This window comes from Orbaceae bacterium BiB, assembly GCA_036251205.1.
In the GTDB taxonomy this organism is placed as follows: Bacteria; Pseudomonadota; Gammaproteobacteria; order Enterobacterales; family Orbaceae; genus Orbus; species Orbus mooreae.
In genome coordinates, this window is record CP133958.1 from 314,136 (window position 1) to 331,381 (window position 17,246).

The following is a 17,246-nucleotide window of genomic DNA, read 5'->3' on the forward strand; positions in this document are numbered from 1 at the left end:
TATTATATTCACCATTGAAGTTTTAAGGTTCAATTTATATAAGTACACTAATGACAAATAAAATAGTTGATTTAATTAAAGTAAAAGTGCTCAGTAAGATAGTTGTTACTATCTATTTATTAGTATTATGTAATCAAGCGCAGGGGTTTTCACTACAAAATGTCATTGATCAAGCTAAGGAATTAAGCGAACAAGCGTATGTCCAACCTAAAAGTAATTTACCTGATGTTTTTAAAAAGCTCTCTTTTGCCGATTATCAGAAAATCTACTTTAATCATGATAAAGCCTATTGGAATGACGATAAGCTACAATTTCGTTTAGAGTTCTATCATCAGGGAATGTATTTTAATACCCCGATAAAGATCAATGAAATTGTGCATAATAAAGTTAAAGAGATTGCTTATAGCCCAGATTATTTTGATACTAAAGCTATTGATCCAGATCAATCACAAGAGACCTCACTTGGCTTTGCTGGGTTTAAGGTACAATTTCCGATTAATGATTCTAAAAAGCGTGATGATGAAGTATTTTCAGCATTAGGTGCGAGCTATTTTAGGGTGATAGGTAAAGACCAAACTTATGGCTTATCTGCGAGAGCTTTAGCCATTGATACTGGACTGATGAGTGGCGAAGAGTTTCCTCATTTTACTGAGTATTGGATAGAGAAACCTAAACCAATGGAGAAACGTTTAGTTATTTATGCACTCTTAGACTCACCTAGTGTAACGGGTGCTTATAAAATCACTCTACAGCCTGATGTCGACATGGTTGTCAATGTTGAGGGTAAAGTGTTTTTCCGTAAAGTAGTTTAAAAGCTTGGTTTAGCGCCATTAACAAGTATGTATTTATTTGGTAAAAATCAACCATCAGAAATTGTTAATTACCGTCCAGAGCTACATGACTCAAATGGATTGTCTATCTTAAATGAAGATAATCAATGGACTTGGCGTCCACTGAATAATCCTAAAAAACTTTCGTTCTCTCTATTTGCCTTAAATAATCCAAAAGGTTTTGGTTTAATCCAACGAGATAGAAATTTTGATAACTACCAAGACTTAGATGATCACTATGAATTACGACCTAGTGCTTGGATTGAACCTGAAAACGATTGGGGTAAAGGGCATGTTGAGTTAATTGAAATTCCAACTGCTGATGAGACTAATGATAATATTGTCGCTTTCTGGGTTCCTGAGAAGCAGTATCAAAAGGGTGATGAATTAAGTTTTAAATATAAAATGACTTATACCCTGAATGAACAAAATCGTTATCCAAATAATGTGGCTAGAGTAAAAGACACAATTTACTCATTAGGTGATGAGAGACAAGTTAATTTAGTCCGAAAATTGGATGGTTCTTTATCATATGTTATCGATTTTGTAGGTAATAATTTAACGACATTACCTAAAAATAGTCCAATCAAGCCTTTCATTAGTCTGAGTGACAATGGAGAATTAGTGAGTAGTCGATTAATATATAATCCAATTTATAAAGGTTGGCGAGTTATATTAAACTTCAAAGTAAAAGAGGCTGATAAGCCAACAGAACTTTATGTCAGTTTGGTGACTGATGATGAAAAAAATCAACAATTAACTGAAACATGGAATGCGCAGTATCCTGCGCACTAAATAATTCATAAGAAGAGGCAGACCATGTACAAGACATTGTTAGATAACACTGTTGTGCAGATGATTAATAATAAATGGCCAAATTTGCTTAACTGTGTTTCATTTAATAGTCAACGCAAACAGCTTGAATCGATGCCACCGATAACTCGGCAGGCAATTCGACCGCATAGTTGGTATAAAAATACCAACCCTGCGGAGAAGAAAAAACCTTTTGAGTTTGTTGCCTTTATTCGGCGGATTGTTTTGTTCATTTTAATTATTGGACAGACATTTATTGGCTCGACTTATTTAACTTCATTACTTCCTTATCAAGGTTGGTCTGAACTTAACTTTTGGCAGGACTGGCAGATTAATCCTACACTTGCTATCGAAAATCTCACGCCTTACTTGTTACAAGTTGTAATAATTGGCCTATTTGCTATTTTATTTGCCTGGATCTCGATTGGCTTTTGGACTGCGATGATGGGAATCATCGTAACGGTATTTAAAGGTGATCGGTATAGCCTTAAAATCCCTAAAAACCCAGAAACTATAATCAATAAAAAGCATCGTACAGCGTTGGTTATGCCAATTTGTAATGAGGATGTAGCTAGGGTTTTTGCTGGTTTAAAAGCAACTTGGCAATCATTAAAAGAGACTGGCCAGCTTGAACTTTGCGATTTTTATATTCTAAGCGACACTAATTCGGCAGATATTTATGCTAATGAATTAAATGCTTGGGCTGATTTAGTCGATGAAATTAATTTACCTAATTCTATATTCTATCGACATAGAGAGCGTCGGGTAAAACGTAAAAGTGGTAATATTGATGACTTTTGTCGTCGTTTTGGCAATCAGTATGAATATATGATTATTCTTGATGCAGATAGCGTTATGACTGGCGATTGTATTTTGAGTATGATTGCAATGATGGAGTCCGCGCCTAAAGCTGGAATTATTCAAGCGCCACCAAAAACAATTCGTATGCGAACATTATATGGACGTATCCAACAATTTGCTAATCAAACCTATAGTGATATTTTTTGTAGTGGCGTTCATTATTGGCAGCTTAAAGAGGCCCAATACTGGGGACATAATGCGATTATTCGCTTAAAACCTTTTATGGAACATTGTATTTTAACGCCGTTTAAAAAAGGTAAGCAGCAAATACATATTATGTCACACGATCTGGTTGAAGCTTCACTGATGGGGCGAGCAGGTTGGCAAGTAATGATCGCGTATAATCTTAATGGTAGTTATGAAGAGGTACCTGCTAATATTATTGAAGATCTTAAACGTGATAATCGATGGTGTATTGGTAACTTAATTAATCTAAATGTTCTATTTAAACCGGGTATTAAGTTTATTCATCGCGTGATGTTTGCAACTAGTGCAATGGCCTATGTCTCCTCTTTATTATGGTTACTATTCTTACTATTTTCGACATTATTACTATTAATCTTTAATACTTATGAGCCTCAATATTTTCTACACCCTAATCAATTTTACCCCGTATGGCCAAAGTGGGATGAACAGCTCGCTATACAGCTCCTTTGTGCAACATTCACACTGCTATTAATTCCAAAATTTATTAGTAGTATTATTGTCTTAATAAAGCAGGGACCTAAATCAGTAGGTGGTATTTTTTGCTTTACCTTATCTATTTTAATCGAAATTCTTTTTTCGATGACTCTTGCACCGATTAGAATGATTTTTCATAGTAAGTTTGTTATTAAAGCATTATTTGGTAGTAAGGTGCAGTGGCGGTCTCCAGCCCGTAGTGATGATGCATTAACATGGAAAGAGGCGAGCTATTTTTGTTGGCCTTTGACATCGCTGGGTATCATTTGGTTATATATTATTTTAGCTTTAAATCCACAATTTACGACATGGTTTATTGCAATTTTAATACCGCTTATTATTTCTCCATTGGTGGTTAAATTTTCAAGTTTAACATCTGTTGGTATGTTCTTAAAACGAATGAAGTTATTTTTAACTAAAGAAGAGACGCATCCTAACCAAGCGATTATTAATACTGATATCAATTTAATCCAGACTGAATCAAAAATAATTGAGGATGGTTTTATCGCTTCAGTTAAAGAAAATGAACTCAATCAGTTAGTTGCTTTATTGTCGACTCGTCGTCACTTAAATACCGATAAACAATTAGAGTATCGTAATATATTACTCAAACAGAGTCAAAATTGCTTATTAAGTGATCTATCTAATGATACAAGATTGAAATTGATGTCTGATCCAAGAGCCATGTTTGCGTTACATGAGCAACAGGAGAGTAAATAATAATATTAATATATTATCAATAAGATACATTTCTTTTTATCTTCATATTTATCAATGTAAAAATATCACATGTAATATTTACATGTGATATTTTTATGCTATGATATCGTCATATTCAGAATCTAACATGTAGAATTTAAGGATACGTCCATGCAAAAACCGACAGAGGCCAAAAGTTCTGCATTCTATCAGCAGCAATATCGACAGCGTTTACGAGAGCAAGGTCTTATAAAAAAAGAAGTGTGGATATTACCCGAACACACAACAGAACTATTAGATATCGAAAAAAAACTTAGAATGCCAAGTATTACCAAAAATATTGACAGTAAGTATAACCATAAACCACAGGAAAATGATGACATGAAAAAACAACTAGTTTGGTCTGTACCTGAATTGTACCAGGAGTTAGCTAATTCTGAACTCTTTAAGCACAACTCTGCCAGTGTTGAGCTTATTGATGGTGTTGATTGTCTGCATATTGTCATGCATGAGTATGGTGATTTGCCTTTGTTTATGAGTGTTTCAAATCAGCAGATTATAGTTGAAGCACTATTATGGCCGGTTGATATTGTAAAAGATCAAGCTCAATTTAACCAAGAGATCCTCTATTCTCGTAAATTGTTTCCGTTATCAACTATTGCTATTGAGAAGGGTGGTGATGGGAGTATCAATTATATTATGTATGGTGCGTTAAGCGCTTCATCTCTATTGAGTAGTATTATTTATGAATTAGAGATGTTAAGTGACAATGTGATAAAAGCTACAGAAGCGTATCAAGATTTTCTTAGCATCAGTTAATTATTAATATCCAACAACATAAGGATAATAAATTATGGCAATTTTTAATAAATTGGTAACAGCACTAAGAGGTGGTATTAATGATGCGGGCGAGGCCCTTATTGATACCCAAGCACTGCGTATTTTAGATCAAGAAATACGTGATGCAGATGTAGAATTAAAAGAGGGTAAAGAGTCATTAGCGAATATCATGGCTCAGCAAAAAATCGCTGAAAAAGCAGTAATTAAAACGAAGGCAAGTATCACAGAATACGAAGGATATGCGGTAAAAGCGTTAGATAATAACAATGAAACTTTAGCTTTAGAAGTGGCTGAAAAAATTGCTGAATTAGAAAATGAACTCCTTACTCAAGAAAAGCAGTATGCTAGTTTTTCTGATAGCGTGAATACGCTGAGACAGTCTATTTCTCAAGCAGAAGTTAATATCAAAAATTTAAAGCAACAAGTGGATATTGTTAAAGCCACTGAGAGTGTTCAAAAAGCACAAACGGCAGTGGCTCAGCGTTATGGTTCTTCAGGTGCAAAACTGCATACAGCATTGGACTCTTTAGAACGGATTAAGAAACGTCAAGAAAAGACAGCTGCAACTATTGAAGCTAAAAATGAATTAGCACAAGATAGTCATAATAGTGATTTGGATGCTAAATTACGAAAAGCGGGAATAAAGTCAGATAAACAAGATGCTAATGCTATTTTGAATCGACTAAAATCGCAGAAAAAAATATAAAATTAGTTCATATTTTTAAGATTTGCTATAGTATTTATAAAAATGATAATAATAACTAGCAGCTTAAGTTAATTAAGCTGCAAATAATAAGGATATAAGATGGATCTTTTTTGGGGGATATTCTTCTCTTTTCCTGTAATTATATTTAGCACATTACTGACTTTATGTATTTTATATTGGCTTATTGCTGCATGTGGTATTTTAAGTATTGATTGTTTAGATATCAATTTAGATGCAGATATTGATGGCATTACCCCTGATTTGCCTAATAATAGTTTAGGTGGATTATTAATGAAATTTGGCTTTAATCAAGTACCAATGACATTAATTATTACCTTGATTTCTTTACTTGGTTGGGCTATTTCTTACCTTTTCTGTCGTTATTTCTTAGTCTATCTTTATGATTTTTCTCTATTCTACTATATAGCTGGAACTATTGCTTTTTTCGTAATCTTTATTGCCTCAACATTTTTAACTGCATGGTTGATTAGACCATTAAGACCATTTTTTAGTAAGTTGAATGGTGGTAACAATCATCGAACATTATTAGGACAGGTTGTTGTAATTCGTTCTAGTATCGTTAATGAGGTTAAAGGTGAAGCTTATTATGAAGATGGTGGAGCGGGGTTAATCTTAAAAGTTATTGCTGATGAAAAGTATCAATTTAAGCGTGGTGACAAAGCGGTATTATTACGTTATGACAACGCTTCTAACCAATATGAAATTATTAGTATTGAAGAGTTTCATGGACACAAAAATCTAACATCTTTTGGAGAAAAATAAATATGTATATTAGTTCTGATACTGTCATGTTTTGGCTAGTTATAGTTGGAGTAGTATTTCTAGTTATTATAGGCTTTTTTCTATTATTTAAAGCATTCTATATTAAAGTACCACAAGGTACTGCACTTATTGTTAACGACATGACATCAAAACCTAAAGTGCACTTTACGGGAGCATTAGTTTATCCTGTCATTTACAAAAAAGAGTTTATGAAAATTTCATTGATTACTTTTGATGTTGAACGACGAGGTAAAGATGGTTTGATCTGTAAAGATAATTTACGTGCAGATATTTGTGTCGCTTTTTATTTACGTGTTAATGAAACTACTGAAGATGTGTTAAAGGTTGCTAAATCAATCGGTGTTGATCGCGCTTCAGATCAACAAGCCGTCAGTTCATTATTTAGTGCGAAATTTTCGGAAGCATTAAAAACGGTTGGTAAGCAATTTGAACTAGCGAAATTATTTGAAGATCGTATGGAGTTTCGCGAACGTATTATAGATGTAATTGGTAAAGATCTTAATGGTTATGCACTTGAAGATGTGGCTATTGACTATTTAGAACAAACACCAATTAAATCACTAGATCCTGATAATATTTTTGACGCTGAAGGTATTAACAAAATCACCTCCATTACCGCTGTCCATAAAGATGAAACGAATAAGCGAGAAAGAGATCTTGAGTTAGCTTTGAAGAAAAAAGATACCGAAACAATTGAAGCTAAATTAGAACTAGAGCGTCAACAAGCTGATGCCGAAGCTCGACAAAAAAGAGAAATTGAAACTATCCGAGCCCGAGAACAAGCTGAAACCCTAAAAGTACAAGAAGAAGAGCGTTTAAAAGCAGAACAGGCACGTATTCAATCACAACAGGAGATTGATGTCAGAGAAGAAAATCGTTTACGTGAAGTTGAAGTTGCTCAGCAAAATCGTCTACGAGCAGTTGCAATTGAAGAAGAGCGTGTTGAACGAGCTCGATCAATTGAAATTGTAGCGAGAGAGCGGGAGGTAGAATTACAACGTATCGAAAAAGATAAAGCGCTTGAGGAAGAAAAGAAAATTATCGCAAATGTTATTCGTGAACGCGTTGCAGTAGAGAAAACAGTTGCAGTTGAAGAAGAACATATCAAAGAAGTGAGAGAAATATCTAAAGCAGATCGTGAAAAACAGACAACAGTAATTGCAGCTCAAGCGAAAGCAGAACAAGAGTTAGTAAAACAAGTTAAACAAGCTGAAGCTGATGAGCAATCGGCTAAACATCGAGCTGTAGAAATTAGTACAATGGCACAGGCTGAACTTGAAGCTGCGGCTAAACAATCTGAAGCTAAAAAACAATTAGCAGAAGGTGTTGAAGCCGAAGAAGCTGCGATCGGTTTAGCTGAAGCTAAAGTTCGTAAAGCACGCGCTGAAGCTGAGGAAAAAGAAGGTTTAATTCGTGCACATGTTACAGCTGAAAGTTTATTCGCCGAAGCTAAAGGTAATCAAGAGAAAGGGTTATCTGAAGCAAAAGTTATTGAAGCAAAAGCGGCTGCACTTGAAAAACAAGGTTTAACCGAAGCAAAAGTATTAGAAGAGAAATTATCAGCGCAAGCTCGTGGTGATGAACGTATTGGTATTGCTCAGGCTACGGCAACGAAAGAGCAAGGTCTTGCGGAAGCTTTAGTGATTAGAGAACGTTTAACAGCCGAAGCTAATGGTTTAGTTGAAAAATTCCAGGCTATGGGCACGATGAATGAACAATCTAAAAACCATGAAGAGTTCCGTTTGGCATTGGAGAAAGGTTTTGAACAAGCGATGGCCGCAATTGCTGCGAATAAGGAAATTGCAAGAGAACAAGCAGATGTATTGGCTGCCGCATTTAGTAAAGCGAACATTGAAATCGTTGGCGGTAATGACAACTTCTTTAATAGCTTTTCTAAAGCAATTAGTGTTGGTAAAGCTGTTGAAGGAGCAGTAAATCAAAGTCCTGTACTACAATCAGCACTACAATCCGTATTGTCTCGTTTATCTGGTAATAAAGATATTGATGTCAAAGAGACATTAGCTAAAACAGATTTAAAAGCATTAGCAAAACAATTCTTATCTAGTGATGAATAAATCTTTTGGTTAAACAGTACGACTGTTCACTTAATCTATTTACAGTAAGTCAGTGTATCGACTTACTGTAAATAATTTGCTGCATAAAATATCAATGAGTTCAGTATGACAGAAAAACAAAAAATCCAACAAGACAAACATGCCCAACAACAAAACTCTTTAGATAATGCTGTTGCTGAAGGCGGTGCTTATGAAATTTTACGTAAACGTTTAGCTGTTCTTGGGCAAGAACTTCATCAAAAGACAGAAACACTGAATGTACAGCGCTTATCTGAATTTGGTAAGAGCGATATGTCAATTATTGGTCGTATCCGCATTCGTACCGAGAATAACTGTATTGCTCGTGATATTGTACGCTTTGGTGATTGGTTATTGTTTGGTTATAACGTTTTTTTAGGTTTAAAGAAAGAGACCAAGATTGACGATGTCTTTTCACTCTATCAGCTCGTTGAACGGGATGGTAGCTATGAAGCTGAACCAGTTGATTTAGACGGTACATTTCTAGATATTGAACGTTTTGTGCAAGATTTTAGTGAACTTTATACCTATTATAAAAATGCACAATTATTACAGCTAGTTGAGCGAGATGGTAAACTGCTTGCTAGCTTCCAAATTGGAGATCGAGTTAGTGACATTCGAGTATTTCGCTGGTCAATCTCTAGTGATAAAAAGACGATAACGTATATTGATAATCGCGGTGAAAGAGATATCGCTCTACCACCCGCTTATGATTTCGAATGGAAAGAGACGACACGAGAGGATATTGTTAACGGTCGTTTTCCTCATGTTAATATTTTAGATACTATATTTGTTGAGACAATTGGTGGAGATCTAACCATCAAATGTGAAAATAATACTAATGATGGTCTAGGAATTTATCGCGAAGATGTGATTGATAAAAACCAGTCCATTAATGACGCTAAAATTGAGTATGCTCAAGTCGGTACCTTAATTTTACTGAAAATATTGCCTTACCGAGAAGAGAGTTATCGTTATCTTGTTTACAATATGTTGACGCAAAAAGTACAACGTATTGATGCCATTGGACAGGCTTGTATTCAGTTACCAGAAGATCACGGAATCATTTTTCCAGGTGGATATTACTTACAAAATGGTGAGTATAAGACCTTTGAACAATCAATGAATGGTATGCGTTTTAGACGAATCCGTCGTTCTCCAAATGGTGAAGATGTTATTTATATTTTTTATGAGCCAGCTTCCGGACGATTAGCATTATTTAATTACAATATGATTGAACGAAAATTAAATAATCCTATTTTAGGTCATGGATATGCTGTATTTGAAGATGGTCGTATGGTGGTATTTGAAGGTGAAAATAATGAGCCAACGCGTGTCCACCCTATGCAGATTTGGCAAACTCCTTTTTACAGCGATGAGTTTGCAGCGTTACAGCCAGCAAATAATAGTTTTTTAGGTAAGATTGGTAATGCTGAGTTAGTAAGGGGCATTTCTGATCTCTATTTTATCTGCCGAGAAATCGATAATCAAAGTGTCTCCTCTCAGCTTTATAGTAAACTGAGTGAAGACTCAAAACGGTTATTTGATAGTTATTTTTGGTTAAGTGATCAAAAGCATTTATCTTTTATTGATGTTCTGCGAGGTATTACTCAAACCAGTGAGTTAGTACTTGATGAATATGAAAAAGTTGAAAGTATTCGTCGTCAATCAGCGAGTGCAATGCGTGAGGCAATCTCAACTCAACAAGAGTTGTTGGCTAAACTATATCCTGATAGCTGGCAAGAGACACAAGAATTTATTGATGCACTTAATGCGATAAACCTACAATTAGGCCAACTTGTTACGTTAAGAAGTTATCGTTATATTGATTTAAGTCAGATTGATGTAATGGAAAAAGAGTTGAAGGAGCGTCAGTTAGTCGTTTCTTCAGCAACTGCTAAATTTTTAGCTAGTGATAAAGCACTCCATCCATTTATTATAAAAATAGATAATATTGAAAAGCAGTTAACATCGGTGACTGTTGCTGTACAGTTAAATGAGTCACTTAAAATAACAGAACAGATGTCTGCTGATTTAGATATGTTATCGCAATTGATTGCATCACTAAAATTTGAAGATATTACATTACAAACAAAAATAGTTGAATCAATTGCCGAAGTCTATGCCAAACTAAATCAAACCAAAGCTAGGATTAGCCAAAAACGTAAGTCACTAACTAATGTTGAAATGGTGGCTCAATTTGGCGCTCAATTTAAATTATTTAGTCAGAGTATCGCTAGTGCTTTAAGTTTAGCGACAACACCTGAGAAATGTGATGATGAATTAGCTCGTTTATCGGTTCAGTTAGAAGAGTTAGAGAATCAATTTAATGAAAATGAGACATTCTTAAATGATATTCTGGCAAAAAGAGAAGAGATTCTCGAAACATTCGAAACTCATAAGCAATTATTACTAGAAGAGCGAGCTAAAAGAACACAAGCATTAGTTACGGCTGCGGGGCGTATTTTAGATAGCATACCAAGACGAACAGCTAAATTTTCTAATCAGACTGAACTTAATGCATTTTTTGTTGCTGATCCATTAGCATTGAAGATCAAAGACTTAACGGAAAAATTGCGTGAATTATCTGATAATGTTAAGGCAGATGATATTGAATCTCGTTTTAAAAGTGCTCGAGATCAATCTATTCGTACTTTACGTGATAAATCAGAAATTTTTGAGTCAGGCGGTAATATTATTAAGCTTGGTCCTCGTCACCGTTTTAGCGTGAATACACAAGAACTTGATTTAACTATTGTTCCTAAAGATGACCATCTCTATTTACAACTTACAGGGACTGATTATCAAGAGCAGATTAATAATTCTCGATTAGAAAGTTATAAGCCTTTTTGGACAATTTCCATCGAATCTGAATCATCGACAGTTTATCGGGCTGAATATTTGGCTTATTCTTTAATCGTATCAAGCTTAAAGAACAGTGATGGTTTGAAATATGCTGATTTAGCAACGCAAATTAATCAACCTGATGTGTTAACTAAAACTGTACGAGATTATGCTGCATTACGTTATCGTGAAGGTTATGAAAAGGGGATACATGATCATGATGCGACTAAGATTATAAGTAAATTAATTCCGCTTGGTGAAAGTGCCGGTTTACTGCGTTATAACCCATTAGCACGTAGCTTGGCAACGCTTTATTGGCAATATAACCAACATAACGAACTTGTCATGTTGTGGTCACAACGTGCTAAAACTTGTATGGATATCTATGAGTTATTCGGTCATGATGAAGGATTACAAAATCTACGTGATGAGATGATAGCCGCATTTACTCATTTTCTACATGATAATCCAATTGAACATAAAGAGTATCATTTAAGACAAGCCGCAGAGTTTTTAAGTTATACTTTAGCTAAAGCACCTCGAGAATTTATTTTTAGTAAATATGGTAAACGCTTATTTGAGGGACTAAAAAGCCATCTTGAGAATAACCATATGTGGAGTAATTTTAATCAATCTCAGTTAAGCTTAGAAAAGCGTTTTGCCGATCGCTGGTTATTAATTGAAAATTGGTTAAAAGGGTTCTGTTCATTACCTCAAAATCAACAGATTATCGCTTATATCCCTGAAGCAATAATTTTATTTATGCTTGAACAAGAGGATGATAAAGCTATTCATATTAGTGAAATTGATTTAGAAATTACAGTAACTGATCTATTGGGCGAACATCCAATGATTAAACAAGGTTCACTGACTATTAATCTAGATGATTTCTTTAGTCGAATGCGTCGCCAATCTCGTGTTATTATTCCTGAATATCAGCGTTATCAGGCATTGCGTCAAGATATATTAAATGAACAACGTCAATCTTTACATCTTAATGAATTTAAAGCAAAACCACTTAGCTCATTTGTACGTAACAAGCTAATTAATGATGTTTATTTACCGATTATTGGTGATAATTTAGCGAAGCAGATGGGAACGGTTGGTGAAAATAGACGAACCGACTTAATGGGATTGTTACTACTTATTTCACCACCAGGTTATGGTAAAACGACATTAATGGAGTATATCGCTAATCGTCTCGGATTAATTTTTATGAAGATTAACGGTCCAGCTTTAGGCCATAGTGTATTATCCTTAGATCCAGAGCAAGCACCCAATGCAACAGCAAGGCAAGAGCTGGAAAAGCTTAATCTCGCACTTGAAATGGGCAATAATGTAATGTTGTACATTGACGATATTCAGCATACAAATCCTGAATTTTTACAAAAATTTATTTCGTTATGTGATGGTTCCCGACGTATTGAAGGCGTTTGGAAAAATAATACTAAAACTTATGATCTGAGAGGAAAAAAATTCTGTGTCATTATGTCTGGAAATCCTTATACAGAATCGGGTGAAGTGTTTAAAATTCCTGATATGTTGGCGAACCGAGCTGATATCTATAATTTGGGTGAAGTGCTTGGCGGTATGGAAGATGTTTTTGTATCAAGTTATATTGAAAACTGTTTAACATCAAATCCTGTATTAGCACCATTAGCATTACGTGATCTGAAAGATTTATATCAGTTTATGGATAATGCACAAGGTAAGCCATTAAATACTAATGAGTTAAGTTATGCATATAGTCAAACCGAGATTAGTGAGATTACTGCTGTATTAAAACACTTATTTAAGGTTAGAGAGATCGTATTTAAGGTTAATCAGCAATATATTATTAGTGCGGCTCAATCTGATAAATATCGTCAAGAACCTCCGTTTAAATTGCAAGGTAGTTATCGTAATATGAATAAATTAGCTGAAAAAGTTTCAGCTATTATGAATGAACAAGAACTTAATCAAATTATTGATGACCATTATCTTGGTGAGGCACAATTATTAACGACCGGTGCGGAAGAGAATTTACTTAAACTTGCCGAGCTGCGTCAGGTTATGACTCACGAACAAGAGTCTCGCTGGCTGCAAATTAAGAAAGATTTTATTCGTAATAAAGCACTCGGTGGAGGAGATATTGATACCGGTTCAAGAATTGTCACTCAATTAGCTGATCTCGTACAAAGTGTACAATCACTTAAGCACTAAACTTTTAATTGATACCTCTAATAAGAGGTATCAATTAATGCATTAATCAATGTTATATATCTCTTTCTTATTTGTTCGATACAAGATAATACTGATGGATAATGCGAGCAATAGAACTATTATTAGCATAAACCAACCAGCATAAAAGCCAAATGGTAGTAGCTGTACTAATCCAAATAATATCGGTCCAAAGGTAAATCCAACATAAAAACCGCTTGATAACAGTCCTGAGGAGTTTACTGGCTGACCAAAACGGTTATCTTTTAATAACATACTAATCGCAATTACGTTACATACTACGGCAGTTGTACCCATACCCAGAGCTGCAACCCAGATTGGCCAGAGACGTTGAGGATTAGCAAACATTAGGATAACAAATACAATAATAGTAGCTGAGATCAATAAGGGAAGTAGTAAAGTTTTATCTTTTATTCTATTTGTTGCTGTAGTGAAACAGACTCTTGATATTATTCCCATCAAACTATATAAACTAATCAATAACCCGATATGTAATGGCGATATTCCTAATGATATTGCAAATAACCCTAAATAAGTTACAAATGAAGCAACCGCGACTCCCACACATGATTGAGTTAACATAAGTAATGTAAGTAATTTATTCGGCTTTATAAATTCTAATGTTAATGGTGTGGATGAATCGTTAGATAATGCCATTTTTGGAGCCAATATCATCAAAATAAAAAGTATCGGTAATAATAAGGTAAATGTAAATTGCCACTCATATTTCTGTAATATGAAGGGAATAAATAAGCCAGCAAATAGAGCTAGAAGCTGTATTCCTGATTGTTTAATCCCAATAATAATTGATTTAAAACGATCATCTACTCGCTGAGCAATCATTAAATTTGTAATAGGGTTTGCTAATGATTGACTAATACCACAGAATAATAGAGCAACTATCATGCCATAAAAACTTCTAAAAATAATTAATAGTGAAAATGAAATAAATACACAACTAAATAATACAATCAAACTTTTTTTAGCACCCAAATATTTAACAATATTACCTGCCCATAATGATAGTATAGCGGCACAGGCAAAAGTACCCATAGTCAGCAAACCAATAATACTTTTATCAATGGCAAATTCTTGAATGAGTGTTGGAGCTAATACACCGATCGCATAGAAAATAAATGTCGGAAAACCCATTGTTAATGTGAGTATCGTTGTATAAGCCACATAGCTTTTAATATTATTATTTAAAAGTTTCATTATTCTTGCTCTTAAAAAAGGAATATTATAATGATTCTCTTTTAGATATGTCTGATAAGAAATGTGAAAGGTTTAATAATATGATCGAAAGTTTATTATAGATTGATATAATTGATTGTGACACCGTCACTTTATTGTTAAACTTTTTTGTACCGATATATAAGCTATCTTAGCTAAGATAATAATCATCTCTATTTGTGCTTTTACTAATGAAAATATTCTGTAATTGTCGCTTTTCTTTATTTTCCTAGATTAGTTGAAGTGCTATAACAACTAATTAGTATTAAAATGATACCTTAATAGATCTATCTAATTAATGTCGTTGTCAAAATATGATCTATTTTATTAAGAATTGACTTCATATAGGAGCTTCCATGATTTTACCATTACAAGGAATACGTGTTCTAGACTTTACTGGTGTACAATCCGGTCCATCGTGTACTCAAATGCTTGCTTGGTTTGGCGCTGATGTTATTAAGATTGAAAGACCTGGTTTTGGCGATGTGACTCGTCATCAATTGAGAGATATTCCAAACATTGATGCACTTTATTTTACCATGTTAAATAGTAATAAACGTTCACTTGAACTTAATACTAAAACAGCTGAGGGTAAGGCTGTAATGGAAAAATTAATTCAAGGTGCTGATATTTTAGTTGAGAATTTTCACCCAGAGGCAATGGATCATATGGGATTTACCTGGAAACATTTACAGCAATTAAATCCTCGGTTGATTTTTGGCTCAATTAAAGGATTTAATGACAATTCACCTTATACTAATGTTAAGGCTTACGAAAATGTTGCGCAAGCCGCTGGTGGGGCATTATCCACTACCGGATTTTGGGACGGTCCTCCGACCGTAAGTGCTGCAGCACTTGGTGATAGTAATACCGGAATGCACTTGCTTATTGGATTACTTGCCGCATTATTACAGCGAGATAAAACGGGCCAAGGACAGAAAGTAACGATGTCGATGCAAGATGCTGTATTAAATTTATGTCGAGTTAAGCTTCGCGATCAACAACGTTTAGAAAAAATTGGTTATTTATCTGAGTACCCACAATATCATCCAGGTGAATCGTTTGGTGATACTGTGCCAAGAGCGGGTAATGCCAGTGGTGGAGGACAACCTGGTTGGTTATTGAAATGTAAAAATTGGCAGACTGATCCTAATGCTTATCTCTATTTTACACTGCAAGATCATAATTGGAGTCAGGTCTGTAAAGCAATTAATAAACCTCAATGGGTAGATGATCCTAACTTTAATTCAGTTGAAGCAAGGCAACCCCATATTCTGAGTATTTTTGCTGAAATTGAAAAATTTACCATAACACAAGATAAATATGCTGCTATGAAATATTTTGATCAGTTTGAGATTCCTTGTGGTCCTGTTTTAAGTATGAAAGAGATAGCCGAAGAGCCATCGTTAAGACAGAGTGGTTCAATTGTTGAAGTGCAACAAAAAGAGCGAGGGACATACTTAACCGTGGGTTGCCCAATGAAGTTTTCAGCATTTACTCCTGATATTAAAGGTGCACCTTTATTAGGGGAACATACTGAGCAAATTTTACAAGAGCTTGGTTATTCTGATAAAGATATCGCTCAAATGCGAACGAATGGCGCTATTTAGTTAGTGCCCCTCATTTATATATTATGCGCTTTATAAAGTAATTAAATATAATGGTAATAATAGATTTATATAATATAGCTAATATTTTTGTTAACTATATGTATATATTTCGCTATTAAAGTTTCTAATTGTTTTCTTTTTTTAAAAAAATAGTAAGGCTGTTGACGTGTTTTTTTATTTCGTGTAATTTTTAAAAACAAATAAATATTTTTTAATTTAAATAATTAAAATGAATTTTAAAAAAGAGGATGTTTTATGAAAAAAATTATCACAGCAACTGCTTTATCACTAGCGCTAATCTCATCATTTTCTTGGGCTGATGCGGGCAAAACAGATGCAATGCAAACTGCAACAAATTCGGTGACTGCTCAACAATTAAAAGATGTCGCACTAATTGCTGAACAAGGTTTTAACGCAATGCATAATATTCAATATGCAAGATTAGCTATTTTTGGTGGAAAAACAGATTTAGCAATGAAATTGACTGATCAAGCAGCTAAATTACTTGCTGATGATAGTATTGAATGGAAAGATTTTGTAAAACAGGCTAAAGATCCTGCATTAACTAAAAATGATAGCTATGTTGTGATTGATGCGACTATATCATTAGCTGAAAATTATGTTGTAACGCCAGAAAAACAATCAGCCATTGATAAAGCTAATGAAAAATTGCGTAAAGGTGATAAAAAAGGTGCATTAGAAGAATTACGTTTAGCTGATATTGCAGTAAATGAAACAGAATACTTAATGCCGCTTAATATTACTCGTCAAGCCGTTGCTAAAGCTCAGCAACTATTAAAAGATGGTAAATATTATGAAGCTAACTTAGCATTATTAAGTACTGAAGAAGCAATTGTTGTTAATAGTGAAACACTAATTGATGCAAACTAATTAACTTTTTTCATTTTTTGTTTAAGCAGCCTAAATTAGGCTGTTTTTTTATTCTTTATTTTTATCTTATCTTATCTACATAATAGCAATGATCTATAGTTAGTTGTAGCCATTCACAGCA

At 34.2% G+C, this 17,246-nt stretch carries 9 protein-coding genes and 1 pseudogene; 9 read left to right on the forward strand and 1 reads right to left on the reverse strand.

Translation table 11 applies throughout. From position 1 onward, the window contains the following. Nucleotides 1-50 precede the first annotated feature (50 nt). From RHO11_01430 to RHO11_01460, 7 genes and pseudogenes are all read left to right on the forward strand, one after another. Nucleotides 51-1,625, forward strand: a pseudogene (locus RHO11_01430) (glucan biosynthesis protein G). A gap of 24 nt (nt 1,626-1,649) precedes the next feature. Then, complete coding sequence (mdoH, locus tag RHO11_01435; GenBank protein WVD61815.1) at nt 1,650-3,905, forward strand: glucans biosynthesis glucosyltransferase MdoH; 2,256 nt, start codon at nt 1,650-1,652, stop codon at nt 3,903-3,905. 150 nt (nt 3,906-4,055) lie between these two features. Beyond that, nucleotides 4,056-4,703 carry a YjfI family protein gene (locus RHO11_01440; GenBank protein ID WVD61816.1) on the forward strand — a complete coding sequence of 216 codons (648 nt, stop codon included), beginning with the start codon at nt 4,056-4,058 and terminating at the stop codon, nt 4,701-4,703. Nucleotides 4,704-4,737: 34 nt separating this feature from the next. After that, complete coding sequence (locus RHO11_01445) at nt 4,738-5,430, forward strand: PspA/IM30 family protein (GenBank protein ID WVD61817.1); 693 nt, start codon at nt 4,738-4,740, stop codon at nt 5,428-5,430. Nucleotides 5,431-5,529: 99 nt separating this feature from the next. Further along, nucleotides 5,530-6,213 (forward strand): hypothetical protein, encoded by a 684-nt coding sequence (locus RHO11_01450; GenBank protein ID WVD61818.1) that lies wholly within the window; start codon nt 5,530-5,532, stop codon nt 6,211-6,213. 2 nt (nt 6,214-6,215) lie between these two features. Beyond that, on the forward strand, nt 6,216-8,309 hold the full coding sequence (locus tag RHO11_01455; protein ID WVD61819.1) for a hypothetical protein: 2,094 nt from the start codon (nt 6,216-6,218) through the stop codon (nt 8,307-8,309). A 105-nt stretch (nt 8,310-8,414) separates the two neighbouring features. Next, the gene (locus tag RHO11_01460; GenBank protein WVD61820.1) at nt 8,415-13,373 is read left to right on the forward strand and encodes a DNA repair ATPase; all 4,959 of its coding nucleotides are present in this window, start codon (nt 8,415-8,417) and stop codon (nt 13,371-13,373) included. Nucleotides 13,374-13,415: 42 nt separating this feature from the next. Here RHO11_01460 and RHO11_01465 read toward each other — a convergent pair whose 3' ends face one another. Then, nucleotides 13,416-14,606, reverse strand: coding sequence for an MFS transporter (locus RHO11_01465; GenBank protein ID WVD61821.1), 1,191 nt, complete (start codon nt 14,604-14,606; stop codon nt 13,416-13,418). Nucleotides 14,607-14,980: 374 nt separating this feature from the next. Between RHO11_01465 and frc the strand changes: the two genes are divergently transcribed. Then, nucleotides 14,981-16,234, forward strand: coding sequence for a formyl-CoA transferase (gene frc / locus RHO11_01470; GenBank protein ID WVD61822.1), 1,254 nt, complete (start codon nt 14,981-14,983; stop codon nt 16,232-16,234). 255 nt (nt 16,235-16,489) lie between these two features. Beyond that, the gene (locus RHO11_01475) at nt 16,490-17,125 is read left to right on the forward strand and encodes a YfdX family protein (GenBank protein ID WVD61823.1); all 636 of its coding nucleotides are present in this window, start codon (nt 16,490-16,492) and stop codon (nt 17,123-17,125) included. Nucleotides 17,126-17,246: the final 121 nt, after the last annotated feature.

Coding starts and splice junctions, on each gene's coding strand:
- mdoH (WVD61815.1), top strand. CDS start 1,650: ATGTACAAGACATTGTTAGATAACACTGTTGTGCAGATGATTAATAAT.
- RHO11_01440 (WVD61816.1), top strand. CDS start 4,056: ATGCAAAAACCGACAGAGGCCAAAAGTTCTGCATTCTATCAGCAGCAA.
- RHO11_01445 (WVD61817.1), top strand. CDS start 4,738: ATGGCAATTTTTAATAAATTGGTAACAGCACTAAGAGGTGGTATTAAT.
- RHO11_01450 (WVD61818.1), top strand. CDS start 5,530: ATGGATCTTTTTTGGGGGATATTCTTCTCTTTTCCTGTAATTATATTT.
- RHO11_01455 (WVD61819.1), top strand. CDS start 6,216: ATGTATATTAGTTCTGATACTGTCATGTTTTGGCTAGTTATAGTTGGA.
- RHO11_01460 (WVD61820.1), top strand. CDS start 8,415: ATGACAGAAAAACAAAAAATCCAACAAGACAAACATGCCCAACAACAA.
- RHO11_01465 (WVD61821.1), bottom strand. CDS start 14,606: ATGAAACTTTTAAATAATAATATTAAAAGCTATGTGGCTTATACAACG.
- frc (WVD61822.1), top strand. CDS start 14,981: ATGATTTTACCATTACAAGGAATACGTGTTCTAGACTTTACTGGTGTA.
- RHO11_01475 (WVD61823.1), top strand. CDS start 16,490: ATGAAAAAAATTATCACAGCAACTGCTTTATCACTAGCGCTAATCTCA.